This window comes from Hymenobacter gelipurpurascens, assembly GCF_900187375.1.
Classification (GTDB): Bacteria; Bacteroidota; Bacteroidia; order Cytophagales; family Hymenobacteraceae; genus Hymenobacter; species Hymenobacter gelipurpurascens.
In genome coordinates this window covers 296,424-316,592 of the sequence record NZ_FYEW01000001.1, presented here as the reverse complement: position 1 = coordinate 316,592, position 20,169 = coordinate 296,424, and the positions used below count along the sequence as shown (strand labels likewise).

12 protein-coding genes are annotated in these 20,169 nt (G+C 58.9%); 7 read left to right on the top strand and 5 right to left on the bottom strand.

Annotation, left to right across the window (positions count from 1 at the left end; translation table 11 throughout):
* Positions 1 to 191 precede the first annotated feature (191 nt).
* On the top strand, positions 192 to 1,730 hold the full coding sequence (locus tag CFT68_RS01330) for a SulP family inorganic anion transporter (RefSeq protein ID WP_088841629.1): 1,539 nt from the start codon (positions 192 to 194) through the stop codon (positions 1,728 to 1,730).
* Here the strand turns inward: CFT68_RS01330 and CFT68_RS01325 are convergent.
* The gene (locus CFT68_RS01325) at positions 1,727 to 2,287 is read right to left on the bottom strand and encodes a class I SAM-dependent methyltransferase (RefSeq protein ID WP_088841628.1); all 561 of its coding nucleotides are present in this window, start codon (positions 2,285 to 2,287) and stop codon (positions 1,727 to 1,729) included. The two genes, CFT68_RS01330 and CFT68_RS01325, sit on opposite strands and share 4 nt — an antisense overlap.
* Positions 2,288 to 2,508: 221 nt before the next feature.
* Between CFT68_RS01325 and CFT68_RS01320 the strand changes: the two genes are divergently transcribed.
* On the top strand, positions 2,509 to 4,602 hold the full coding sequence (locus CFT68_RS01320) for an ExeM/NucH family extracellular endonuclease (RefSeq protein ID WP_141106395.1): 2,094 nt from the start codon (positions 2,509 to 2,511) through the stop codon (positions 4,600 to 4,602).
* Positions 4,603 to 4,647: 45 nt separating this feature from the next.
* Here the strand turns inward: CFT68_RS01320 and uvrA are convergent, their stop codons facing one another.
* Both uvrA and msrB read right to left on the bottom strand, forming a co-directional pair.
* On the bottom strand, positions 4,648 to 7,221 hold the full coding sequence (uvrA, locus tag CFT68_RS01315) for an excinuclease ABC subunit UvrA (protein WP_088841626.1): 2,574 nt from the start codon (positions 7,219 to 7,221) through the stop codon (positions 4,648 to 4,650).
* A gap of 252 nt (positions 7,222 to 7,473) precedes the next feature.
* On the bottom strand, positions 7,474 to 7,929 hold the full coding sequence (gene msrB / locus CFT68_RS01310; RefSeq protein WP_088841625.1) for a peptide-methionine (R)-S-oxide reductase MsrB: 456 nt from the start codon (positions 7,927 to 7,929) through the stop codon (positions 7,474 to 7,476).
* A 73-nt stretch (positions 7,930 to 8,002) separates the two neighbouring features.
* Between msrB and CFT68_RS01305 the strand changes: the two genes are divergently transcribed.
* Together CFT68_RS01305 and CFT68_RS01300 are read left to right on the top strand one after the other, a co-directional pair.
* On the top strand, positions 8,003 to 8,395 hold the full coding sequence (locus CFT68_RS01305) for a SpoIIAA family protein (RefSeq protein ID WP_088841624.1): 393 nt from the start codon (positions 8,003 to 8,005) through the stop codon (positions 8,393 to 8,395).
* 36 nt (positions 8,396 to 8,431) lie between these two features.
* The gene (locus tag CFT68_RS01300) at positions 8,432 to 9,121 is read left to right on the top strand and encodes a 2'-5' RNA ligase family protein (RefSeq protein ID WP_088841623.1); all 690 of its coding nucleotides are present in this window, start codon (positions 8,432 to 8,434) and stop codon (positions 9,119 to 9,121) included.
* A 3-nt stretch (positions 9,122 to 9,124) separates the two neighbouring features.
* Here CFT68_RS01300 and CFT68_RS01295 read toward each other — a convergent pair whose 3' ends face one another.
* Positions 9,125 to 10,510, bottom strand: coding sequence for a leucine-rich repeat-containing protein kinase family protein (locus tag CFT68_RS01295; RefSeq protein WP_088841622.1), 1,386 nt, complete (start codon positions 10,508 to 10,510; stop codon positions 9,125 to 9,127).
* Positions 10,511 to 10,620: 110 nt separating this feature from the next.
* Here CFT68_RS01295 and CFT68_RS01290 point away from each other — a divergent pair, with 110 nt between their 5' ends.
* The gene (locus CFT68_RS01290) at positions 10,621 to 14,001 is read left to right on the top strand and encodes a DEAD/DEAH box helicase (RefSeq protein ID WP_088841621.1); all 3,381 of its coding nucleotides are present in this window, start codon (positions 10,621 to 10,623) and stop codon (positions 13,999 to 14,001) included.
* A 274-nt stretch (positions 14,002 to 14,275) separates the two neighbouring features.
* On the opposite strand, the gene CFT68_RS01285 is transcribed toward CFT68_RS01290, so the two are convergent.
* Positions 14,276 to 15,895, bottom strand: a complete 1,620-nt coding sequence (locus CFT68_RS01285) for a protein adenylyltransferase SelO (protein ID WP_088841620.1) — start codon at positions 15,893 to 15,895, stop codon at positions 14,276 to 14,278.
* Between the two features lie 278 nt (positions 15,896 to 16,173).
* Between CFT68_RS01285 and CFT68_RS01280 the strand changes: the two genes are divergently transcribed.
* Together CFT68_RS01280 and CFT68_RS01270 are read left to right on the top strand one after the other, a co-directional pair.
* A complete protein-coding gene (locus CFT68_RS01280) occupies positions 16,174 to 17,604 on the top strand; it encodes an RtcB family protein (protein ID WP_088841619.1) in 1,431 nt (476 codons plus the stop codon).
* 377 nt (positions 17,605 to 17,981) lie between these two features.
* Positions 17,982 to 20,105: a T9SS type A sorting domain-containing protein gene (locus CFT68_RS01270; protein WP_088841617.1), complete on the top strand. Its 2,124-nt coding sequence runs from the start codon at positions 17,982 to 17,984 to the stop codon at positions 20,103 to 20,105.
* Positions 20,106 to 20,169 lie beyond the last annotated feature (64 nt).

Below are 20,169 nucleotides of genomic sequence, written 5' to 3'. Positions count from 1 at the left end.
CTTTGCTGACTGCTAGGCCACTCTACGACGCGGTTCTTTCGGCGGAGCGTTTACCTTTGTGGCTGCTTATGCCACAGTTCGCATCGTCTATTTTCAAGCTCACCCCACCCTGAGGACTGGCCTAGAGTACCCGGTGCCGCCGCTTTCTACTGGAAGCGTGCGGCTTTTCTTTTGCCCTTTTCTCAGCCGATATGCTACAGGTTCTGCCCTATTTACAGCAGTATAAAGTCAACGTCAAAAACGAAATTCTGGCCGGTCTTACCACAGCGCTGGCCCTGGTGCCCGAGGTGGTGGCTTTCGCGCTGCTGGCCCATATCAGCCCATTGGTGGGTATCGGCTCGGCCTTTATCATCTGCCTCATCACCAGCCTGTTTGGCGGACGGCCAGGCATGATTTCGGGCGCGGCCGGCTCGGTAGCCGTGGTAATTGTGAGCCTGGTGGTGCAGCACGGCGTGGAGTACCTGTTTGCGGCAGTGGCCCTGATGGGCATACTTCAGGTGGCTATTGGGGTGTTGCGGTTTGGCAAGTTTATCCGGCTGGTGCCGCAGCCGGTGGTATTTGGCTTCGTGAATGGCTTGGCACTTATCATCTTCATGGCCCAGCTGGAGCAGTTTAAGGTGCACGATGCAGGCGGCGCGGAACACTGGCTCACGGGCACTCCCCTGCTCCTAATGCTAGGCCTGGTGGCGCTTACCATGGCCATTGTGTATTTCATGCCCAAGCTTACGAAAGCGGTGCCAGCTTCCCTCACGGCCATTGTAGTGGTTTCGGCCCTCGTGATTCTGGGCGGGCTGGAAACCAAATCGGTAGGAGATATTGCTTCTATTGCGGGTGGCCTACCGGCCTTCCACCTGCCCCAGGTGCCGCTGGAGTGGCACACGCTGGTTATCGTGTTTCCTTACGCCGTAATTATGGCGCTGGTAGGCCTCACCGAAAGCCTCCTGACGCTTACTGTGGTGGATGAAATGACCGACACGCGCGGCCGCAGCAACAAGGACTGCGTGGCCCAGGGCCTGGCCAACATTACTTCCGGCCTGTTTGGTGGCATGGGCGGCTGTGCCATGATTGGGCAGACGATGGTGAACCTCGAATCTCGGGGGCGCGGGCGGTTGTCGGGTGTGGTGGCGGCCGTGGCGCTGGCCCTGTTTGTGGTAGCGGGCTCTTCCCTCATTGAGCAGCTGCCGCTGGCGGCCTTGGTAGGCGTGATGTTCATGGTCGTTATCGGCACTTTTGAGTGGGCCAGCCTCCGGATTCTGCGGCGCATGCCTCTTACCGATGTGCTGGTCATGGCCCTCGTGACGCTGGTAACGGCTATTTCCCAAAACCTGGCACTGGCGGTACTGCTGGGCGTAGTGGTATCGGCATTGGCCTTTGCCTGGGAAAACGCCAAGCGCATTCGGGCACGCACGTATCTGGATGAGAGTGGGGCCAAGCATTATGAAATCTATGGGCCGCTTTTTTTCGGCTCGGTGCAGGCTTTCACCGAGAAGTTCGATGTGCAGGCCGACCCTGCTGAGGTTGTTATTGATTTCCAGGATAGCCGGGTGGCCGATATGTCGGGCATCGAGGCGCTCAACAAGCTCACGGAGCGCTACCAGCGCCTGGGCAAAACCCTGCACCTGCGCCACCTCAGCCCCGACTGCCGCCAACTGTTGCACAACGCCGCAGCCCTCATCGAGGTCAACATTATGGAAGACCCCGAGTACCGCGTAGCGACCGATGTCAGCTAAACGGTAGGCCTGTATTCGAGCACGTAAGCCGGAGGCACGTTCTGCAGAACTCGGGTTTCGGCGAACTGCTCGAAGAACTTCCCGAACAGCTTCTTATTGCGGAGTGAATACTGAAACAAAATCAGCTTGCCCGATGGGGTTAGCAAGTTCTTGGTGTGCTCCAAAATCCGCCAGCCCAGACGCCGCGGCAACGACGAAAACGGCAGCCCACACACTACATAGTCGGGCTGCGGCAGGCCTAGCTTCTGCAGATATTCCCCGGTTCTATCGGCCGAGCCGTGCACAATATGTACATCGGCGTGGCCGGCGTAGCGCTGGTGCAGCAGCTGGTAGAAACGCCGGTTTACCTCTATCAGCACAATGGCAGTTCCGGCCTTGCGCCGCCGCATCAGCACATCGGTAAAAACACCCGTGCCGGGACCGTATTCTACAATACAGTGGGCAGTGGCAAAGTCAATGGGTTCCAGCACCTTGTCGGTCAGAGCCTGAGAACTGGGCACCAGAGAGCCAACGGTAGCGGGGTTCCGAAAGAACTCTTCCAGAAAAGAGGGCAGCATAATCGGTAGGTAGGATCAGATGGAATTGCTCTGAAAGTGTACGGCGGCCTTTTGCCAAAGGATAGGCCTAGGTGCCGGTTCTTCCCTGCCTTTCACTTTTGTATCGGGCATGTATGCTACCAGTACTTCGTCCTTACCGCCTCGCCCACACTCATTATTTACAATTATTTCTTATTTAAGTATTAATATTATACCTACTACTTATATGTGTTCTTCCCGCTATGCACTCCCGATTTTCTACCGCATGTTTGCTGATGCTGGCCAGCGTTTCCCTGACACAGTCGGCCGTTGGAGCTGCTCCGCAACGCCAGGAGGCTGGAGTCACTAAAATCGGGGCTATCCAGGGGCAGGAAACGGCGGCTAGGCCAGGTACTTATACCGTCCAGGCCATCGTAACGGGAGTTTATCCGGGGCTTAGCCCGGCGGGCTTCTACGTGCAGGAAACCAGCGCTGCTTCCGATGGAAACCCAGCTACTTCCGATGCCCTATTTGTAGTGCAACCGACCCTCACAGTAACGGTCGGCGACAAAGTGGAAGTTACGGGCGTGGTGCAGGAAGCCGCGGCAGCCCCTTCTTTTGGCCAGGCCGTACTCACCGAGGCCACCGTTAAGGTGCTATCTAGTGGCAATGCGCTGCCGGCCTTCATCACGCTGCCGCTGCCACCTTATTCCACCGCAGCACTGGAGCGGTTTGAGGGAATGCGGGTGCAGTTTCCGGTGCCGCTTACCGTATCCGATGTGTACAATCTGCGTCAACGGGGCGAGCTGACGCTTACTACCGGCGGCCCAGTGTACCAGCCCACGCAGTTTATAGACCCCAACGACGACCCCGCTACGGGCACCAACAGTACTGGCACCAGCAATCTGGCGGCCATCAAAGCCTATGAGGCGGCCAACCTGGACCGCTCCATTCTGCTCGACGACGGTAGCTCCGCCAAGGACCCTTCGCCCATTCCGTTCCTCGATCCTTCGCTTCATACGGTGCGCGTGGGTAGCACCCTGGCGCAGCTGCGCGGCATTCTGGGCTACGGGTTTGAGAAGTGGCGTATTCAACCCCTGAGCGGCCCCGATGCGCCCACCCTGGCTACGGTTCGTCCGCCGGTTCCCGCTTTTGGCCCCCTCGATCTGAAGGTGGCCAGCTACAACGTGCTCAACTACTTCAACGGAGACGGAGCCGGCGGCGGCTTTCCAACATCACGGGGAGCCAAAACACCCGACGACTTCGCCCGCCAACGCAGCAAAATTATACAAGGCCTAGTTCGCATGAATCCGGATATCATCGGCCTCACGGAAATCGAGAATGATGGTACTGGCCCTACCTCTGCCATTCAGGACCTGGTGAATGGGCTGAACCAAGCTACCAGGACTGGTACGTATGCGTTTGTGGCCGATGGCGGCGCCACGCAACAGCCCAACAACACCGATGTAATTCGGTGCGCTATTGTGTACAAGCCGGTCAGAGTAGCTCCTGTGGGGCCGGCCCTGGTGGCCTCCGTGGCTGGTGTTTTTGAGCGCCCACCGCTAGCCCAGCTGTTCGTGACACGCCAAAAAGCCCGCCCTGATACTGTGGCGCTGGTAGTCAACCATTTTAAGTCGAAGGGGAGCGGCACTGGCTTAAATGCCGATCAGAAAGATGGCCAGGGCGGCTCCAACGACCGGCGGCGCAACCAGGCGCAGGCGCTGGTGCAATTCATAAACTCCACCGTGATACCGGTGGGCACCAAGCGCGTGGTCTGCATAGGCGACTATAACGCGAATTACGAGGAAGACCCCATTGATATTCTGCGGGCCGCGGGCCTTGTCGTCGTGACGCCGCCAACCAGTGCTTCCTACGTGTTCAAAGGCCTCACGGGCTCCCTCGACCACTGCATTGTCACGTCGAACATGGTGGGTTTTATCGACGTGCATAAGTGGAATATCAACTCCGGCGAGCCGCTGTTTCTGGAGTTTGATGTAGCGGGCGCCGCCACCGATGTCAGCAACCCGTTCCGCTCCTCCGACCACGACCCTGTTCTCATCGGCCTGAACTTTTCGGGAATTACGGCTGCCAATGAGGCCACGCCGCGCCTGTTCGTGTATCCGAAACCGGCTGCAGGAGGCCAGGCCTTCACGCTCAACAGCCTGCCCAAAAACATTGGGCCGCTTACGCTGGAAGTGCTGTTGCCCCAGGGCCCGCCCATGCTCCGCCTGCAAGGCTCCGTGAGCTTGTTGCAGGCGGAGCTCAACCGCTATACCGGCCATCTGGCCCCAGGCATCTACGTGCTCCATCTGAAAGGCCGCGGCCTCAACCAGACCCAACGGGTAATGAAGGAATAGGCCTAGGCCACTCTCCTGACTTGCATAAGCAGGCTACAGCACAACTTAGGTAGTTTGTGCTGTAGCCTGCTCCGTATTGTTCAGGAAACGCGCCAGATACGGTGCGGTACGGCTTTCTTTTGACTTTATAACCGCCGCCGGAGTGCCGGCCGCTACTACACGCCCGCCCTCATCACCGGCACCGGGCCCGATGTCCATCACCCAGTCGCTGCTGGCTACCACGCGCATATCGTGTTCTACTACGATGACGGTATTGCCGGCTTCCACCAAGCCATCTAGTTGGGCCAGAAGCTTCTCCACATCGGCGGGGTGTAGGCCAGTGGTAGGCTCATCGAGGACGTAGAGGGAGTTGCCGCGCTGTGCCCGCTGCAACTCCGTAGCCAGCTTGATTCGTTGGGCCTCGCCGCCGGAAAGCTCTGTAGCGGGCTGGCCCAGGCGGAGGTAGCCCAGACCCACTTCGCGCAGTACTGTGAGGGCACGCTGAATGGCAGGCTCTTCATCGAAGAACTCCCAGGCGGCATCAACGGTAAGGCCCAGCACCTCGGCAATGTTCTTGTCGCGGTAGGTTATTTCGAGGGTTTTGGCGTTGTAGCGGGCGCCGTGGCACACCGGGCAGGGTGCGTACACGCTCGGCAGAAACAGCAGCTCCACCATCACGAAGCCTTCGCCCTGGCAGTTTTCGCAGCGCCCTTTGGCCACGTTGAACGAGAAGCGGCCGGCATCGTAGCGGCGCTTGCGGGCGGCAGGAGTAGCCGCGAACAGCTTCCGCACGTGGTCGAAGAGGCCGGTGTAGGTAGCCATATTGGAGCGCGGCGTACGGCCAATGGGTTTCTGATCGACGCGCACCAGGCGCTTGATGTGCTCTAGGCCACTCACAATCTGGCCGCCGGTTTCCGGTGGGGCCGCCTGCTCCAGCGGGTCGCCTTCGGGCGTGTCGGCCTCCACCTCCTGACCTAGGTGCTCGGCTACCAACTCCACCAGCACCTGGCTTACCAAGCTTGACTTGCCAGAGCCCGACACGCCCGTAACGGTCGTGAACACGCCCAGCGGAAATTCTACATCCAGTTGCTGCAGGTTGTTGCGCGTGACGCCCTGCAGCCGCAGCCAGCCGGTAGGTGTGCGGGGTGTCCGGGCGGCGCCGGGCTCGGCATCGGTAGTGAATAGAAAACGGCGGGTTTGGGAGGTTTCCACCTTGGTTAGGCCAGTCGGCGGCCCGCTGTAGAGCACCTCACCGCCCTGTTCCCCGGCGGCCGGCCCTACGTCCACGAGCCAATCAGCCTTGCGGATCACATCGAGGTTGTGCTCCACAACAAACAAGGAGTTTCCCGCCTTTTTGAGACTGGCCAAGGCCGCCAGCAGCGCCTCCGTATCGGAGGGATGCAGGCCGGCCGAGGGCTCATCGAGCACATACACTACCCCAAACAGATTGGAGTACAGCTGAGTAGCCAGCCGCAGGCGCTGCAGCTCTCCCGGCGAAAGCGTGGGTGTACTGCGTTCCAAGGATAAGTACCCAAGCCCCAGATCGAGCAACACCGCCAGCCGGGCGCACAGGTCGGCGGCAATGCGCTGGGCCACGATAACCTGCTCGGGGTGCTCGGCATCGTGCTTTTTGCGGCTAGCGGCAGTACCCTCGGCGTAGGGCTTGAGCAGCGTGGCCACGCGCTTGAGAGGCAGACTGGAAAGGTCGGCAATATCCAAGCCCGCGAACTTCACCGAAAGCGACTCCGGCCGCAGGCGCTTGCCGTGGCACAGGGGGCACTCGGTGCTGAGCATGTACTGCAGGGCCCGCTTTTTCATGAGGGGGCTGTGCGTGGTAGCGAAGGTGTGCAGCACGTGCCGCTTTACCCCCGTGAAAGTGCCCATGTAGTTCGGTGGCTCCTTGCGTTTGAGGGCGCGCTGGGTTTCCTGGGGCGAGTAGCCGGGGTACACGGGCACTACGGGCTGGTCTTCGGTGAACAGAATCCAGTCGCGGTCTTTCTGGGGTAAGTCGCGCCACGGGCGGTCTATATCGAAGCCCATGGTCACGAGGATGTCGCGCTGATTTTGACCGCCCCAGGCCTGGGGCCACGCCGCAATGGCTCGCTCCCGTATGGTCAGTGACGGATCGGGCACCATGGTTTGCTCCGTAACCTCATACACGCGGCCCAGGCCATGGCACGTAGGGCAGGCTCCTTCCGGCGTGTTCGGCGAGAAACCCTCGGCATACACAATGGGCTGGCCTACGGGATAGTCGCCGGCGCGCGAGTACAGCATGCGCACCAGGTTGGAAAGCGTCGTGACGCTGCCCACCGAGGAGCGCGTGGTGGGCGTGCCGCGCTGCTGCTGTAGGGCCACGGCCGGCGGTAGGCCATCAATGGCGTCTACTTCCGGCACGGCCATCTGATGGAACAGCCGCCGCGCATACGGCGACACCGACTCCAGGTAGCGCCGCTGGGCCTCGGCGTAGAGCGTACCAAACGCCAGACTCGATTTTCCGGAGCCCGACACGCCCGTAAACACCACCAGCGCATCGCGCGGAATAGCTACGTCGATGTTCTTGAGGTTGTGCTCCCGGGCGCCGCGCACCTGCACGAAGCCAGTAAACTCTTGCTGATCAGAAGGATGTGAATGTTTCGCCATAAAGCAGGATGCGCACCAAGTAAATACCAACCTGCTCACGTACGCAACCGGCACGAAACGGGCCGAATTTCAATCGGCAGACTCCTTAGTTGCTGAGCTCCTTTCCCAGCAGAAACCACCAGCAATAAGCTGAGTCTGAAGAGCCATTTTACTCTCCCTGAACGTTATGCTGAGCTTGTCGAAGCATCTCTACCGCTGGCTAACTTCTTAATTGGCTCCGGTAGAGATGCTTCGACAAGCTCAGCATGACGTTCAGGAGTTTTCAGAAGTCACTTGCAGCAGGCTTTCTGAGTTCATGCAGTAGCGTAGGCCACTCGGCACGGGCCCATCGGGGAATACGTGGCCCAGGTGGGCGTCACAGACGTTGCACTGGGCTTCGATGCGCTGCATGTGGTGGCTGGCATCGAGGCTGTATTTCATGGCGTTTTTGGCGTACGGCTGCGTGAAGCTAGGCCACCCCGATATGGCGTGGTACTTCGTGCTGGAATCAAAAAGCCAGCTGCCGCACCCCACGCAGGCATAGATGCCGGACTCATACGTGCGGCAGTAGGCGTTGCGGTACGGTGGCTCGGTGGCCTTCCCGCGCATCACGCGAAACTGCGCGGGGGTCAGCTGTGCCGCCCAAGCCTCTTCGGCCTGTTCTAACCGGCGGGGCGGCTCGGGGTTGCTGTAGTGGGCAAACCGCAGGATATCAAACCAACGTAGCATAGGTTAAAGTGAAAATAGTACCTTCCGGTGCTTAAGTCAGGGTGTGCTACGGCTTTCTTTCCTCTCTCTCCGAATGGAGCACTTATACGATACGCCTCCCCTTTCGATTGCCTACGATCCGGTGCATCAATGGCTATATGTGGAGTGGAAGGGCAAACACGATGCTAACTCCGCCAAGACCGGCGGCGAGTTGATATTGCGCTACCTGCAGAACCGTCCGTGCCGCAAAATGCTCAACGACAACAGCCAGGTTACCAGCGACTGGGAGGGTGGTGCCCGATGGGTAGGCAGTGAATACTACCGGCTCCTCTCGGAGCAGGGCGTGCAATTTGTGGCCTGGGTTTGTCCGCCGCATTGGTCGGCCCGGAAGTCCATGGATACGGCCATGCAGTTCGTCACCCGGCCCATGGTCATCCTGTTTGATGATGTAGCCTCTGCGTATTCCTGGCTGGTGCGGCAGGCGTAGAGTGGCCTAGCGGCCCCACTTCTTTTGTTGCCTCTCATGATTCTGCAGGAGCATTACAACCATATGCGCGAACAGGCCTTGCAGGAGCTGGCCCACGGCCACGCCGACCTGGATACCCTGATCGATTCCGAGCACGATCTACGCCGAGGTATCTCATTGCTCGCCCGCCCTACACCTGCGCTTGCCGCCAAAATTGCCATTATACTGGCAGATTTTCAGCGCCTCGAACCCGACCAGTACTACTACCCTACTTCCGATATTCACCTGACGATTCTGTCCATCATCTCGTGCTATAGCGGCTTCACGCTAGGTACAGTTGCTCCGGCTGAATACCGCAGCCTTGTCGGGGATATTCTGCACGATATCCCCCCGTTTAGCATCACGTTTTCTGGCCTGACGGCCTCGCCCGGCGGAATTATGCTACAGGGGTTTCCGCAAGACAGCACCCTGCAGCACCTACGCGACCAGCTCAGGAAGCGCTTCCGAAAATCGGGTTTGCAGCAGTCCATTGATACCCGCTACAGCATTCATACCGCGCATTCTACCGTTGTTCGCTTCAGAGCTCCGCTGGCAAACCCGGCCCGGTTGGTGGAGGCCATTAGCAACTACCGGCACCATGCCATCGGCTCGTTTGAGGTAGATACCATTGAGCTGGTGTACCACGACTGGTACCAGCGGGCAGCTACTACGGTTCTGCTGGCGAAATACGCCCTCGGAAGCAGCTAGCCGTTACGCTGATTCGCTAGGCCAGTCTGTGATGATACCCGAACCCGAGGCGGCACGCTCCCCCCTGCTCAGAGCCAATAGCTGCGCCAACTCCTGCTGAATTTCTGCAAACAACGGGCGCGTTTCCGGCCTGGGCGCCACACAACGCTGCTGCAGCGCTTGCAGATGCACCGTGGCAACTCCCGCGGCGGGCATGCGCTCCAGCAATTCTTCCAGCAGACAGCCAAATGCCCGCACCTCCAGGCGCTGCAGCGCGTAGGCCACCTTCGGCTGGTGCACATCGAAAAAGCAGGCGGCCCCGAAGTCGCCGAGCAGACTGCTGCCATCGGGGTGGGTTAGGATGTTATGGGCGTACAGGTCGCCGTGCAGAATGCCGCGGGTGTGCAGGTGCTGGGCGGCGGCCGCAATGCCATAGGCCAGTCTCAGAGCCGCTTCTGGACGAAATGTGGTGCCCTCAGCGTATACATCGCGCGTGCACGTCGTGAAGCTGGGCGGGCCGGCCAAGTTGCCATACGTGGGGTCGATGAGCTCCAGAACCAAACCCTCGGCCTGCTGGGGGTGGTGCGCAATTTTGCCTTCCACGGCAATGAGATTGGGGTGCGCACCGGCGCTGATGCACGCGGCCATTTCGCTGTGCGGCAATCCGTCGCTGGTTACGGCCCCTTTGAACAGCTTCACGGCTACGTCGTGCGCCGCTTCACTTGTGCGTTGCCACCGGGCTTTATAAATCACGCCGGAGGCCCCTTCGCCTAGTTGCTGTTGCACGCTTAGCTCCTGCCAATCAATGGAGTTGATGGGGTGCTCGGCCAGGATGGCGGCTTCCAGGGTGTCGCAGAACGGGTTGCCGGCGTAGGCCAGCCACGAGAGTCGCGGCAGCGAAAGCAGCCACGCGGGCAGCTCCGTAAACTCGTTATCAGCAATGCGCAGCAGCTCCAGCTGAGTGCAGGCGGCCATGGTATCGGGCAGATGCGTAAGGTAGTTGCCGGCCAGCATCAGCTTCTGCAGATGCTGGCAGTGGCCTAGCGCTTCGGGCAACGTGCGCAACGCATTATCCGTGAGAATAAGCCAGCGCAATGCCGGCGTAAGGGCAGCCGCAGGCAGCAACTGAATCTGATTTGCCTTGAACCCCACCATGCTCAGCTGCGGGCACTGGCCTACTGAGGCGGGCACCTCGGTGAACTGATTATCGGAACAAAACAGGATACGCAGCTTGTGCAACCGCCCCAGATCATCGGGCAACGATGACAGCTGGTTACCGGATAGGTTGAGAATTTCCAGCGTATCGGCCAGCTCAAATATCTCTGCCGGGAACTCCGTGAGGCCGCAGGATAAATCCAGGCGCTGGCTGCCGGCCAGCTCGCCGGCGCGTAGTTGTTCAAGGGTATGCATGGCGCAAAGGTCGTGAAAGCAGTCTGCCGCCGAAACCCTTTCGCCAAATCAGACTGCCCTAGGCCAGTGCCACGCGTACCTTTGCAGCGGGGCTTATCTTTCCCGACCGTATGCCGAGAACTCCGGACTTTCTGCCGCTCCCCGAAGACGCGCCCGCTTCCCATCAGTACGTTTTCCAGGCTCTGGCTATACCCGACCTGACCAGCTCCCTGATTGAAGCGTGCTGCCCCACGCTGCCCTTCGTGGATTCGCGGATGTTGGCCGCCGTACAGCCGGAAGCGCTGGCAGTAGATTCCGGCACGTTTACTGGCCTAGAGCCGGGCTCGTCTCCCACAACCGTCACCGTTGAGCAGCTTGCCACTGGCCTAGCGGTTTCCTGCACCTGTCCCATTCCTAAATCGGTGTTGTGCGAGCACCAGGCGCTGGTACTACTGAGCATTTTGGACCGCAAGGAGCTGCGCGTGTTCTTCGACCCCAGCCAGCGCCAGGTACTCCTGCGCACCACCGCCCGCGACTATGGCCTGGAGCAGGCCCCCGACCTCGACGCGCACTTTCAACTGGCCTACCATCAGCGCAGCGTTACGGTCACGCCGAAACGAGCGGAGCTGTTCCCCATTACGGCTGCCACCAAGCAGGAACTCGTGAGCCAGCTCTTGCCCGCAAAAAAGCCGGCCGCACTCCCTGACAGCAGCCAGCGCCTTGTAGTGTTCGGGCGGCACAAGTACTACGGCCACCTCACCATTCAGCTGGTAGAAGCGGCTCTTACGGCGGCCGGCAAAGTTAAGAACCCCGTTACGGTGCTGAACCCGCTGGATGGCATCTGGCAGCTCACGGATGCGCACGAGCTGAAGTTCTATACGGGCCTGGGCCGCTTCCAAAACAACTACGACGACACCCGCTCCGCCGCCGCCCTAGAGGCGCTAAGGGCCATCTTGCTCAACCCCGCGGGCTACCCGTTTTATAGCCACAACACCGCCGTTTCGGAGAAGCTGACCGGCCCCGCCCTGAAACCCCTACAACTCCGCAACGCCCGCACTGGCCTACGGCTCTCGGTGCAGCAGAAAGGCGAGTTTTTTGAGGTGGCCGGGCAGCTCACGCTCGATGATCAGCCAGTGGAGCTCAAGACCGTGACCATCCGCTACGAGTATTTTGTGGTGGTAGATGAAGTCCTGTATCTGCTGGAAGATCTGGACGTGTGGCGCGTCATTGAGTTCTTCAAGAAGCGCAACAACACGCTCCTGATTCACCGCTCGAAGTTTGCGGAGTTTCAGCAGGATGTGCTGGCCAGCCTGGAAGACAAGGTCCTTATCTCCTACGCCTACATCCGGCCCGCCACCAAGCGGCAGCTGCTGGCCAGTGGCTTCGACCAGAAACCCGAGAAACTGCTCTACCTCTCCGACGCCGGCCCGCATGTGGAGGTACTCCCCGTGATGCGCTATGGCCCCAAAGAAGTACCTGTGCTCTCGCGCCGGCAGCTTTATGCCCTAGATGAAGCTGGCAATGCCTTCACGCTGGAACGAGACGTAGCCGCCGAAGACCACTTTATTACTGATTTGCTGCGGCACTACCCCACCTTCCAAGAGCAGCTGCAGGAAGAGGCGCTCTATGTCCCGAAAACGCTGTTTTTGCAGGAAGAGTGGTTTCTGGCCGCCTTCGAGGATTGGCAGAGCCAAGGAATTGCTATTCTCGGGTTCAACCAGCTCAAAAATAACACGCTCAACCCCAACCGGGCCCGTATTTCGGTGCAGGTGATGGGCGAAAACAACTGGTTTGACACCAAAGTGACTGTGAAGTTTGGCTCCCAAACGGCCACGCTCCAACACATCTACCAAGCCGTTCGCAACAAGAGCCGCTACGTCCGCCTGGATGATGGCACCCGCGGCATCCTGCCCCAGCAGTGGGTGGAGAAGTTTGCGCACTACTTCGAGGCCGGTGAGGTAGTGGAAGAGCACATCCGGACGCCAAAAATCAACTTTTCGGCGGTAGAGGAACTGTATGAAGCAGAGGAACTAACTCCTGAAACCCAGGCCCAGCTGGCAGTGTACCAGGCCGCCGCCGCCAACTTTACCGGCATCGCGCCCGTGGAAGTACCACCGGGCTTGCACACCACTTTGCGCGAGTACCAGCGCCAGGGCCTGAACTGGCTTAACTTCCTCGACACCTTCCAGTTCGGCGGCTGCCTGGCCGATGACATGGGCCTGGGCAAAACCGTGCAGGTGCTGGCTTTCCTGCTGCACCAGCGCGCGCAACAGCGGCCGGGCGCCAACTTGGTGGTGGTGCCTACCTCACTGGTCTTCAACTGGCAGGCCGAAGCCGCCCGCTTTGCCCCTTCCCTGCGCGTGCACACGCTCTACGGCACTGGCCGCCAGCGCGAGGCCCTGAACTTTGATGACTACGACCTCGTGCTCACGACCTACAACACGCTCGTGTCGGATATTCGGGCTCTGAAGGCCTACCGGTTCAACTACGTATTTCTGGATGAAGCGCAGGCCATCAAGAACCCCGAGTCGCAGCGGTATAAGGCTGCCTGCTTGCTGCAGGCGCGCAATCGGGTGGCCATTACGGGCACGCCGCTGGAAAACAACACGTTCGATTTGTATGGGCTGCTGTCGTTTGCCTGCCCTGGCTTGCTGGGCAGCAAGCAGCATTTCCTTGGCCACTTCGCCACGCCAATTGATAAGTTTAAGGAGGCAAGGCGGGCGCGGGAGCTGCAGCGCAAAATCAATCCGTTTGTGCTGCGCCGCACCAAAGCCCAGGTAGCCGCCGAGCTGCCCGACAAAACCGAAATGGTGCTGTACTGCGAAATGGGCACCGAGCAGCGCCGCGTATACCAGGCCTGCAAAGCCGAATACCGCGACATGCTCCTGGGTCAGCTCCCCAATGCCAAGCGCCGCCACAACCTGCACATTCTGCAGGGCCTGACCAAGCTCCGCCAGATCTGCGACTCTCCGGCTTTGCTGCGCAATGAAGAGTTCTACGGTCAGGAATCGGCGAAGCTGGAGGTGCTGCTGGAGGAAATCAGCAGCAAAGCCCCGCAGCATAAAATCCTGGTGTTCTCGCAGTTCGTTTCCATGCTGGAGCTAATCAGGCAGGAACTGGACACCCGCGGCCTCGACTACGCCTACCTAACGGGCCAAACGAAAAACCGCGCCGCGCAAGTGGGCCGTTTTCAGGAAGACGACAATGTGCGTGTGTTCCTGATCAGTCTGAAAGCCGGCGGCACCGGCCTGAATCTGACGCAGGCCGACTACGTGTATCTCGTGGACCCGTGGTGGAACCCGGCCGTGGAAAACCAGGCCATCGACCGCAGTCACCGCCTAGGCCAGACCAAGAAAGTGGTAGCCGTACGTCTCATCTGCCCCGATACCATCGAGGACAAAATCCGGAAGATGCAGGAGCAAAAGCAGGAACTGGCCTACGAGCTCATCAAAACCGATGCGGCGCTGCTAAAGGCCCTCACGCCGCAAGAGCTACTGGATTTGTTCAGCTGAGCAAGGCCAGACTATGAGTAAATAACACTGATGCAGAAGTATATGCGAATCAACTGGCGTGCTGTTGGAGAACCCCACCCCACATCACGGGCTTTTGGTTCAGCTAGCTATCCACACATCCTAGCAAACATACCCGCACGTCATCCTGACGCACGAAGGATCTTATCATGCGAGAACGAACTGCTCTAGGCCAGTCGTGCTACGTGCTAAGATCCTTCCTGCGTCAGGATGACGTGCGGGTATGTTGTTTCGCTAAAATAGCCTAGCAGCAGGCCTACGAACTGCAGGAGAGCGTGGCGCTGCCAGGCTTTTCGCGGGCCCACTCGGGGCGTTTGGCGGCCAGGTCCTCGTGCTCGGGCTGCTCCGCGAAAGGCGTTTTGAGCACTTCCATCAAGCGGTTCAAAAGCGATAGGTCACCCGTTTCGGCAGCTTCTATGGCCTGCTGGGCGAGGTAGTTGCGCAGCACATATTTGGGGTTAGCTCGCAGCATGCTTTCCCGAATAGCCTCCGGAGTAGCTTTTTCCTGCCGCAGCCGCTGCATATACCGATGTAGCCATTCCAATAGGTCCTGTTCCTCATCGGGCGCCATAGAATAAGCGGCTGTTTGCAGCAATTCCCGCAGCTTCGTATCCTCGTTTCCCTGATCAAGCAGAAGCGCTGGTCCCGTATGCGAAAGTCGCCGGAAAAATACTGTCATATCTATTTCTGACTCCGCCAGGGCTTGTTCCAGCGCAGTAAACAGGGCCTTGTCGTCTTCGGGCACCAGGGAAGTGAGGCCTAGCTTCCGTAGCATCATATCGTGGCGCGTGGTAGCCAGCGTATCGGCATACACCTGCAGCGCCGGGTTCAGGAGCTTGATATCCGGTAGCAGGGGCGAAAGCGCCTGGCCGAGTTGCATCAGGTTCCAGAGGGCCACGTTGGGCTGCTGCCCAAAGGCGTAGCGCCGGCCGCCGAAATCGGTGGTGTTGGGTGTCCAGCCGAGGTCGTAGGGCTCCAACCAGCCGTAGGGGCCATAGTCGATGGTCAGGCCCAGGATAGACATGTTATCGGTGTTCATCACGCCATGCACGAAGCCCACAGATTGCCAGTGCGCAATCATCACGGCCGTGCGGCGGCAGATTTCCTCGAACCAACGCACGTACACTTCCGGCGAAGGCTCGCCCAGCTCCGGAAACTGGTGCCGGATGACATAGTCGGCCAGGGCGCGCAGGTTCTCCGTTTCGCCGGTGGCCAGCAGAATCTGGAAATTACCGAAGCGCACAAACGTGGGCGCTACCCGCGCCACGATGGCGCCCGGCTCCGGCCGCGCATTGCCGTTGTAAAACATATCCCGCACTACCTCGTCGCCAGTACCCACCAGGCTCAGTGCGCGAGTGGTCGGCACGCCCAAGTAATGCATGGCTTCGCTGCACAAAAACTCCCGCAAGGACGAGCGCAACACGGCGCGTCCATCAGCCCGCCGCGAGTACGGTGTGGGGCCGGCTCCCTTAAGCTGGATTTCCCAAACAGAGCCATCAATGGCCGTCAGTTCCCCCAAGGACATGGCCCGCCCGTCGCCGAGCTGGCCGGCCCAGTTCCCGAACTGGTGCCCTCCATAGCGGGCGGCAAACGGTTTCATGGTTTCAGCTACGCGGTTGCCGGCCAGCATATCTACGGCCGCGCCGCGCTCGGGTGGCCTAGCGAGGCCCAGGTAGTTGGCGAGGTCAGCGGACCAGGCCAGCAGATGCGGGTCTTTCACGGCCGTCGGATCCACGCGTGAGTAGTGGTAGCCGGGCACCTGGCGCGGGTTTTTGTTCATGGAAGCTTCGCCTTTCATCTCCTCCACAAAGGAGTTCTGAAAAACAACCTGTTCCAGGGGCCGCAGTGGCGGCGCAGTTGCTGTTTCTATGGACATAAAGAAGAAAATCGAAGTTGAAAAAGCTTCACAGATAGAAGCCCGTAGCACCGGCAACACGCTTTTCGGGCCACATGTTTCCGTAGTTGCCAACCCGGCTGCGCGGGCCGGCGCCTGCCTACCTGGCTGTACGATCTAGGCCACTGCAAGATATAGCCGAGATGCTCTAGGCCACTCCGGTTGCCAGCGCGCAACCTTACTGCTGCCCCACGAAGCTCCGCTATAACCCCGCTTCAGCAAACCGCGCTACACTGAAGAACCACCCACTCTGTTCCCTCATGGCAACTCAAAAGCTGCGCGGCAACGACCTGCGCAAGATCGGTTATCCCGAAGGACGGGCCATTGGCTTGGCACTGGATATATTGGAAGACCGTCAACTCAAAAAACTGGATAAAGGCAGCGCGCTGGCCATGCTACATAAGATCAAGGAAGACCCCTACGCCTACCTCCGCGACTCCCTGTGGCGCGAATTGGCCAAGGAATTTGTACCCGACCCGAAGCGCGACGTTGCGTTGAGCGCGGCAGTGAAAGACTACCGCCGCTATGGCGAGGACTTCATCGAAGACGGCGCCCGCCGGCAGATGGACACCGCTATGAAGCTCCCCGTCACGCTCGATGGCGCCCTCATGCCCGACGCGCACCAAGGCTACGGCCTGCCCATTGGCGGCGTATTGGCGGTTGACAATGCCGTGATTCCCTATGGGGTGGGCATGGATATTGGGTGCCGCATGGCCCTATCGGTGTTCGACCTGCCCCCGCATTATTTGGAGCAGCGCAGCCAGGAGCTGAAAAAGCTGCTGCATAACAACACTCGCTTCGGGGCAAAGGAAGTGTTCAAAAACCCAACCGACGACCCTATTCTGGACCGGCCTGAGTTTCGCGAGATTCCCGTAGTGAAAGGCAAGCGCGAGGCCGCCATCAACCAGCTAGGCTCCTCTGGCTCCGGCAACCACTTTGTGGAGTGGGGCATTGTGGATATCACCACGGAAGATAATGAGTTGGACTTGCCGCTAGGCCAGTATCTGGGCCTGCTTTCGCACAGCGGCTCGCGTGGCCTGGGCGCGGCCATTGCGCAGCATTACACCAAAATTGCGATGAGCAAGTGCCCCCTGCCGCCCGAGGCGCGCTACCTGGCCTGGCTAGATCTGGACTCGCAGGAAGGCCAGGAGTACTGGCGCGCCATGAACCTGGCCGGCGACTATGCCTCTGCCTGTCACCGTGATATTCATCGGCGCCTTAGCCAGGCTTTGGGCGTAAAACCTTCCGCGAAAGTGGAAAATCACCACAATTTCGCCTGGAAAGAAACGCTGCCCGATGGCCGTGAAGCTATTGTGCACCGTAAGGGCGCTACACCGGCTGGCCAGGGCGTGCTAGGCGTAATTCCGGGCTCCATGACGGCACCCGGCTTTATTGTACGGGGCCGCGGCGAGCGAGACTCCATTCAGTCGGCTTCGCACGGAGCCGGCCGCCGAATGTCGCGCACCCAGGCCAAGCAGAACCTGTCGGAAGGCGACGTACGCCGCCACCTCCGCGACCATGGCATCGAGCTGATTGGCGGTGGCCTAGACGAGGCTCCCATGGCCTACAAAGATATTCATCAGGTAATGGCGCACCAGCGCGACTTGGTGGACGTGCTGGGCTCCTTCCTGCCGCGCATTGTGCGTATGGATGCTGGCGGCGGTGGCAAAAGCCGTTACGGCGGCGAGTAACGACCTAAGAATAACAACATACTAAAAAGCTCAGAAGCAAAAGCTGCTTCTGAGCTTTTTCATTTTCATCGAAATAAAAATATTTCAATAAAAGTGAAAAATAATTTTGCCGGTTAATACAATTTATTGGCCGAGGAAATGCATGCATTCAGCCTACTACGTCCACATGAAGCTCCTGCATAACAAACTCAACCATAATGATTTGTACGATTATGGTTTTTGGATGACGATAAAGTTGGTTCTTATTTTTGCACATAAACGCTACAGCAGGTATGGCATTCACACCTATCAATCAAGTCCATTTGATGCAATCACATTCTTTACCCACACGCAAATCTTCTATTTCTGTTTTATTGAGTTTACCTAGATTTTGGGTGATGTGCAGCCTGTTGCTTTGCCTCTCCAGCTCCAGTCTGGCACAAAGCACCTATACTTGGCAGGGCACAGTTTCCACTAGCTGGTCGGAGCCAACCAACTGGGCTCCTGCACGCGTTAGCCCAGCCAGCAACGATGTACTGGTATTTGATGGAGGCGTAACGCCAACTACTACCGTGGCCATGGACTATACCACCACTCAAACCATCGGCCAGATCCGATTCAGCAATGCCATCCGGGCTACGCTGTGCACCAACCTGATTCGAGAGCTAATCATCAGCGGAAACCCCTCTGCCATAGGCCTAGCAGTAGAATCAGGCGTTACGCTGCAGCTCATCGGCACTCACACCAGCGGCGACGGCGACCTTATCATCCGCTTGGTCACGGGCGTACCGGCGCGCATTTCCGGCCGGCTGGAACTGAAAGGCTCCGCTACCACTAGCAGTGCACATCAACTACTCTCGACTACGCCAGGGGCCATCGAATTTCTAAGTGGCAGCTATGTGCAACCAGGAAGCAAGTTCACAGGCTTTCTATTTGGCTCGGGCACGGCCAATAAGAATAGTGTTCTTTTTCGTAACGGCGCTACCTACGAGCAAGCCACCGGCTCCACACCTTTTGGCTCCAATACCACTTTCCAGATTGTCAATTTTGAACCCTATAGTCAGTTTCTATACACGGCTACTGGAAACACGGTAGCCTTATCAGGGCGCACCTATGGTAAGCTGGAAATCAACACAAACCGGACGCTTACGCTAAGTACCTATTCCACTTACCCGTCGGTAATTCAGTCTGACTTGGTGATTACGGCCGGTCAGGTAACCATTAATACCAGCAACGTAGAGCTACGAGGCAATTTGCTAATTAACGGAGGTGGACTAGCATTCAATCTGGACGCGAACAACAGTCCCATCACTTTCAAAATGAGCGGCACTACGGCCCAGCGAATTGGCGGCACGGCAGCTGGTACTTTCACGCTGCCATCCAACACCACGTTAGCCCTTGAGAACCCCGCAGGCCTCACGCTGGAGCGCCCGATGCTGGCTAATGGTCCAGTTACCCTCACGCAAGGTATGCTAACGACTACCAGCACCAACCGCCTTACGCTGGGCACCACGGCCACCATCACTGGCTCGGCCAGCAGCTTCGTGCAGGGTCCCTTAGTTCGTCAATCGAGTGCGGCCGGCTCGTTGTTTTTCCCGATTGGCAAAGGCGCCACGTACCGCCCGCTTACCCTAACGGTTGCTACCGCCCCAGCGGGCACTACTTCCTACATGGCGGAGCAGCGCGAAGGCCGGCACACGGACCGGACTTTTTTGGGCAATCTTAAGCAGGTATCTGCTGTTCGTTCGTACTCGGTTATTCCTAGCCCGGTGCCTGTTTCCGGAGCTTTTGCAGGCACAATTACGCTGAGCTTCGGGGCTGATGACGGCGTTACAGACCCCAGCGCACCTAGCTTAGTGGTGGCTAAAACCGACGGATCTGGCTGGACCAACACAGGCCGAACTGCCTATTCTGCTACCAGCCTCACCTCCGATACGTTCACCGATTTCAGCGACTTTGCCATGGGCAGTACCAGTACCACCGCTAACCCGCTGCCGGTTACCCTCACCAGCTTCAGTGGCAATCATCAGCCCGATGGCGTGCAACTTCGTTGGACTACCGCCAGCGAAAAGCAAAACGCCTACTTCGAAGTAGAACGCCGCACCGACAACCAGGTTTTCAGCACCCTGACGCGGGTAGCAGGCCGTGGCAATAGCACCACAGCTACTACTTATTCGTTTATGGATAGCGCCCCTCAAACCGGCAAGATGTACTACCGCTTACGGCAGGTAGACACGGATGGCACAGCAACCTATTCCAGCGTTATAGTGGTAACCGTACCGTCGCAAAGCCACACCATTAGCCTCTACCCTAACCCTACGGCGCACCAGCTGCGGGTTACAGGTGCGAGCGAGGGCGGGCAATACCGGGTAGTGAATGCACAGGGCACCGTTAAGCTCTCGGGCCAGATTACGCCGGGGCTTTGCCTGAATGTGGAGAATCTGCCAGCCGGTTTTTACCGCTTGGAGCTGTTGCAGGGCCGCAGCAGAACTATGCACTCCTTCGTGCGCAGCCGAGACTAACGCTAGGCCAGTAGCGTCATAAAAAACACCCCGACTGCCAGGCAGTCGGGGTGTTTTTTATGAC

What these genes read in the sequence shown, in the direction of transcription:
- CFT68_RS01295 (WP_088841622.1), bottom strand. Translation starts at nt 10,510, where the DNA reads ATGCATACCCTTGAACAACTACGCGCCGGCGAGCTGGCCGGCAGCCAG.
- CFT68_RS01285 (WP_088841620.1), bottom strand. Translation starts at nt 15,895, where the DNA reads ATGTCCATAGAAACAGCAACTGCGCCGCCACTGCGGCCCCTGGAACAG.
- uvrA (WP_088841626.1), bottom strand. Translation starts at nt 7,221, where the DNA reads ATGGCGAAACATTCACATCCTTCTGATCAGCAAGAGTTTACTGGCTTC.
- CFT68_RS01300 (WP_088841623.1), top strand. Translation starts at nt 8,432, where the DNA reads ATGATTCTGCAGGAGCATTACAACCATATGCGCGAACAGGCCTTGCAG.
- CFT68_RS01270 (WP_088841617.1), top strand. Translation starts at nt 17,982, where the DNA reads ATGTGCAGCCTGTTGCTTTGCCTCTCCAGCTCCAGTCTGGCACAAAGC.
- CFT68_RS01320 (WP_141106395.1), top strand. Translation starts at nt 2,509, where the DNA reads ATGCACTCCCGATTTTCTACCGCATGTTTGCTGATGCTGGCCAGCGTT.
- CFT68_RS01280 (WP_088841619.1), top strand. Translation starts at nt 16,174, where the DNA reads ATGGCAACTCAAAAGCTGCGCGGCAACGACCTGCGCAAGATCGGTTAT.
- CFT68_RS01330 (WP_088841629.1), top strand. Translation starts at nt 192, where the DNA reads ATGCTACAGGTTCTGCCCTATTTACAGCAGTATAAAGTCAACGTCAAA.
- msrB (WP_088841625.1), bottom strand. Translation starts at nt 7,929, where the DNA reads ATGCTACGTTGGTTTGATATCCTGCGGTTTGCCCACTACAGCAACCCC.
- CFT68_RS01305 (WP_088841624.1), top strand. Translation starts at nt 8,003, where the DNA reads ATGGAGCACTTATACGATACGCCTCCCCTTTCGATTGCCTACGATCCG.
- CFT68_RS01290 (WP_088841621.1), top strand. Translation starts at nt 10,621, where the DNA reads ATGCCGAGAACTCCGGACTTTCTGCCGCTCCCCGAAGACGCGCCCGCT.
- CFT68_RS01325 (WP_088841628.1), bottom strand. Translation starts at nt 2,287, where the DNA reads ATGCTGCCCTCTTTTCTGGAAGAGTTCTTTCGGAACCCCGCTACCGTT.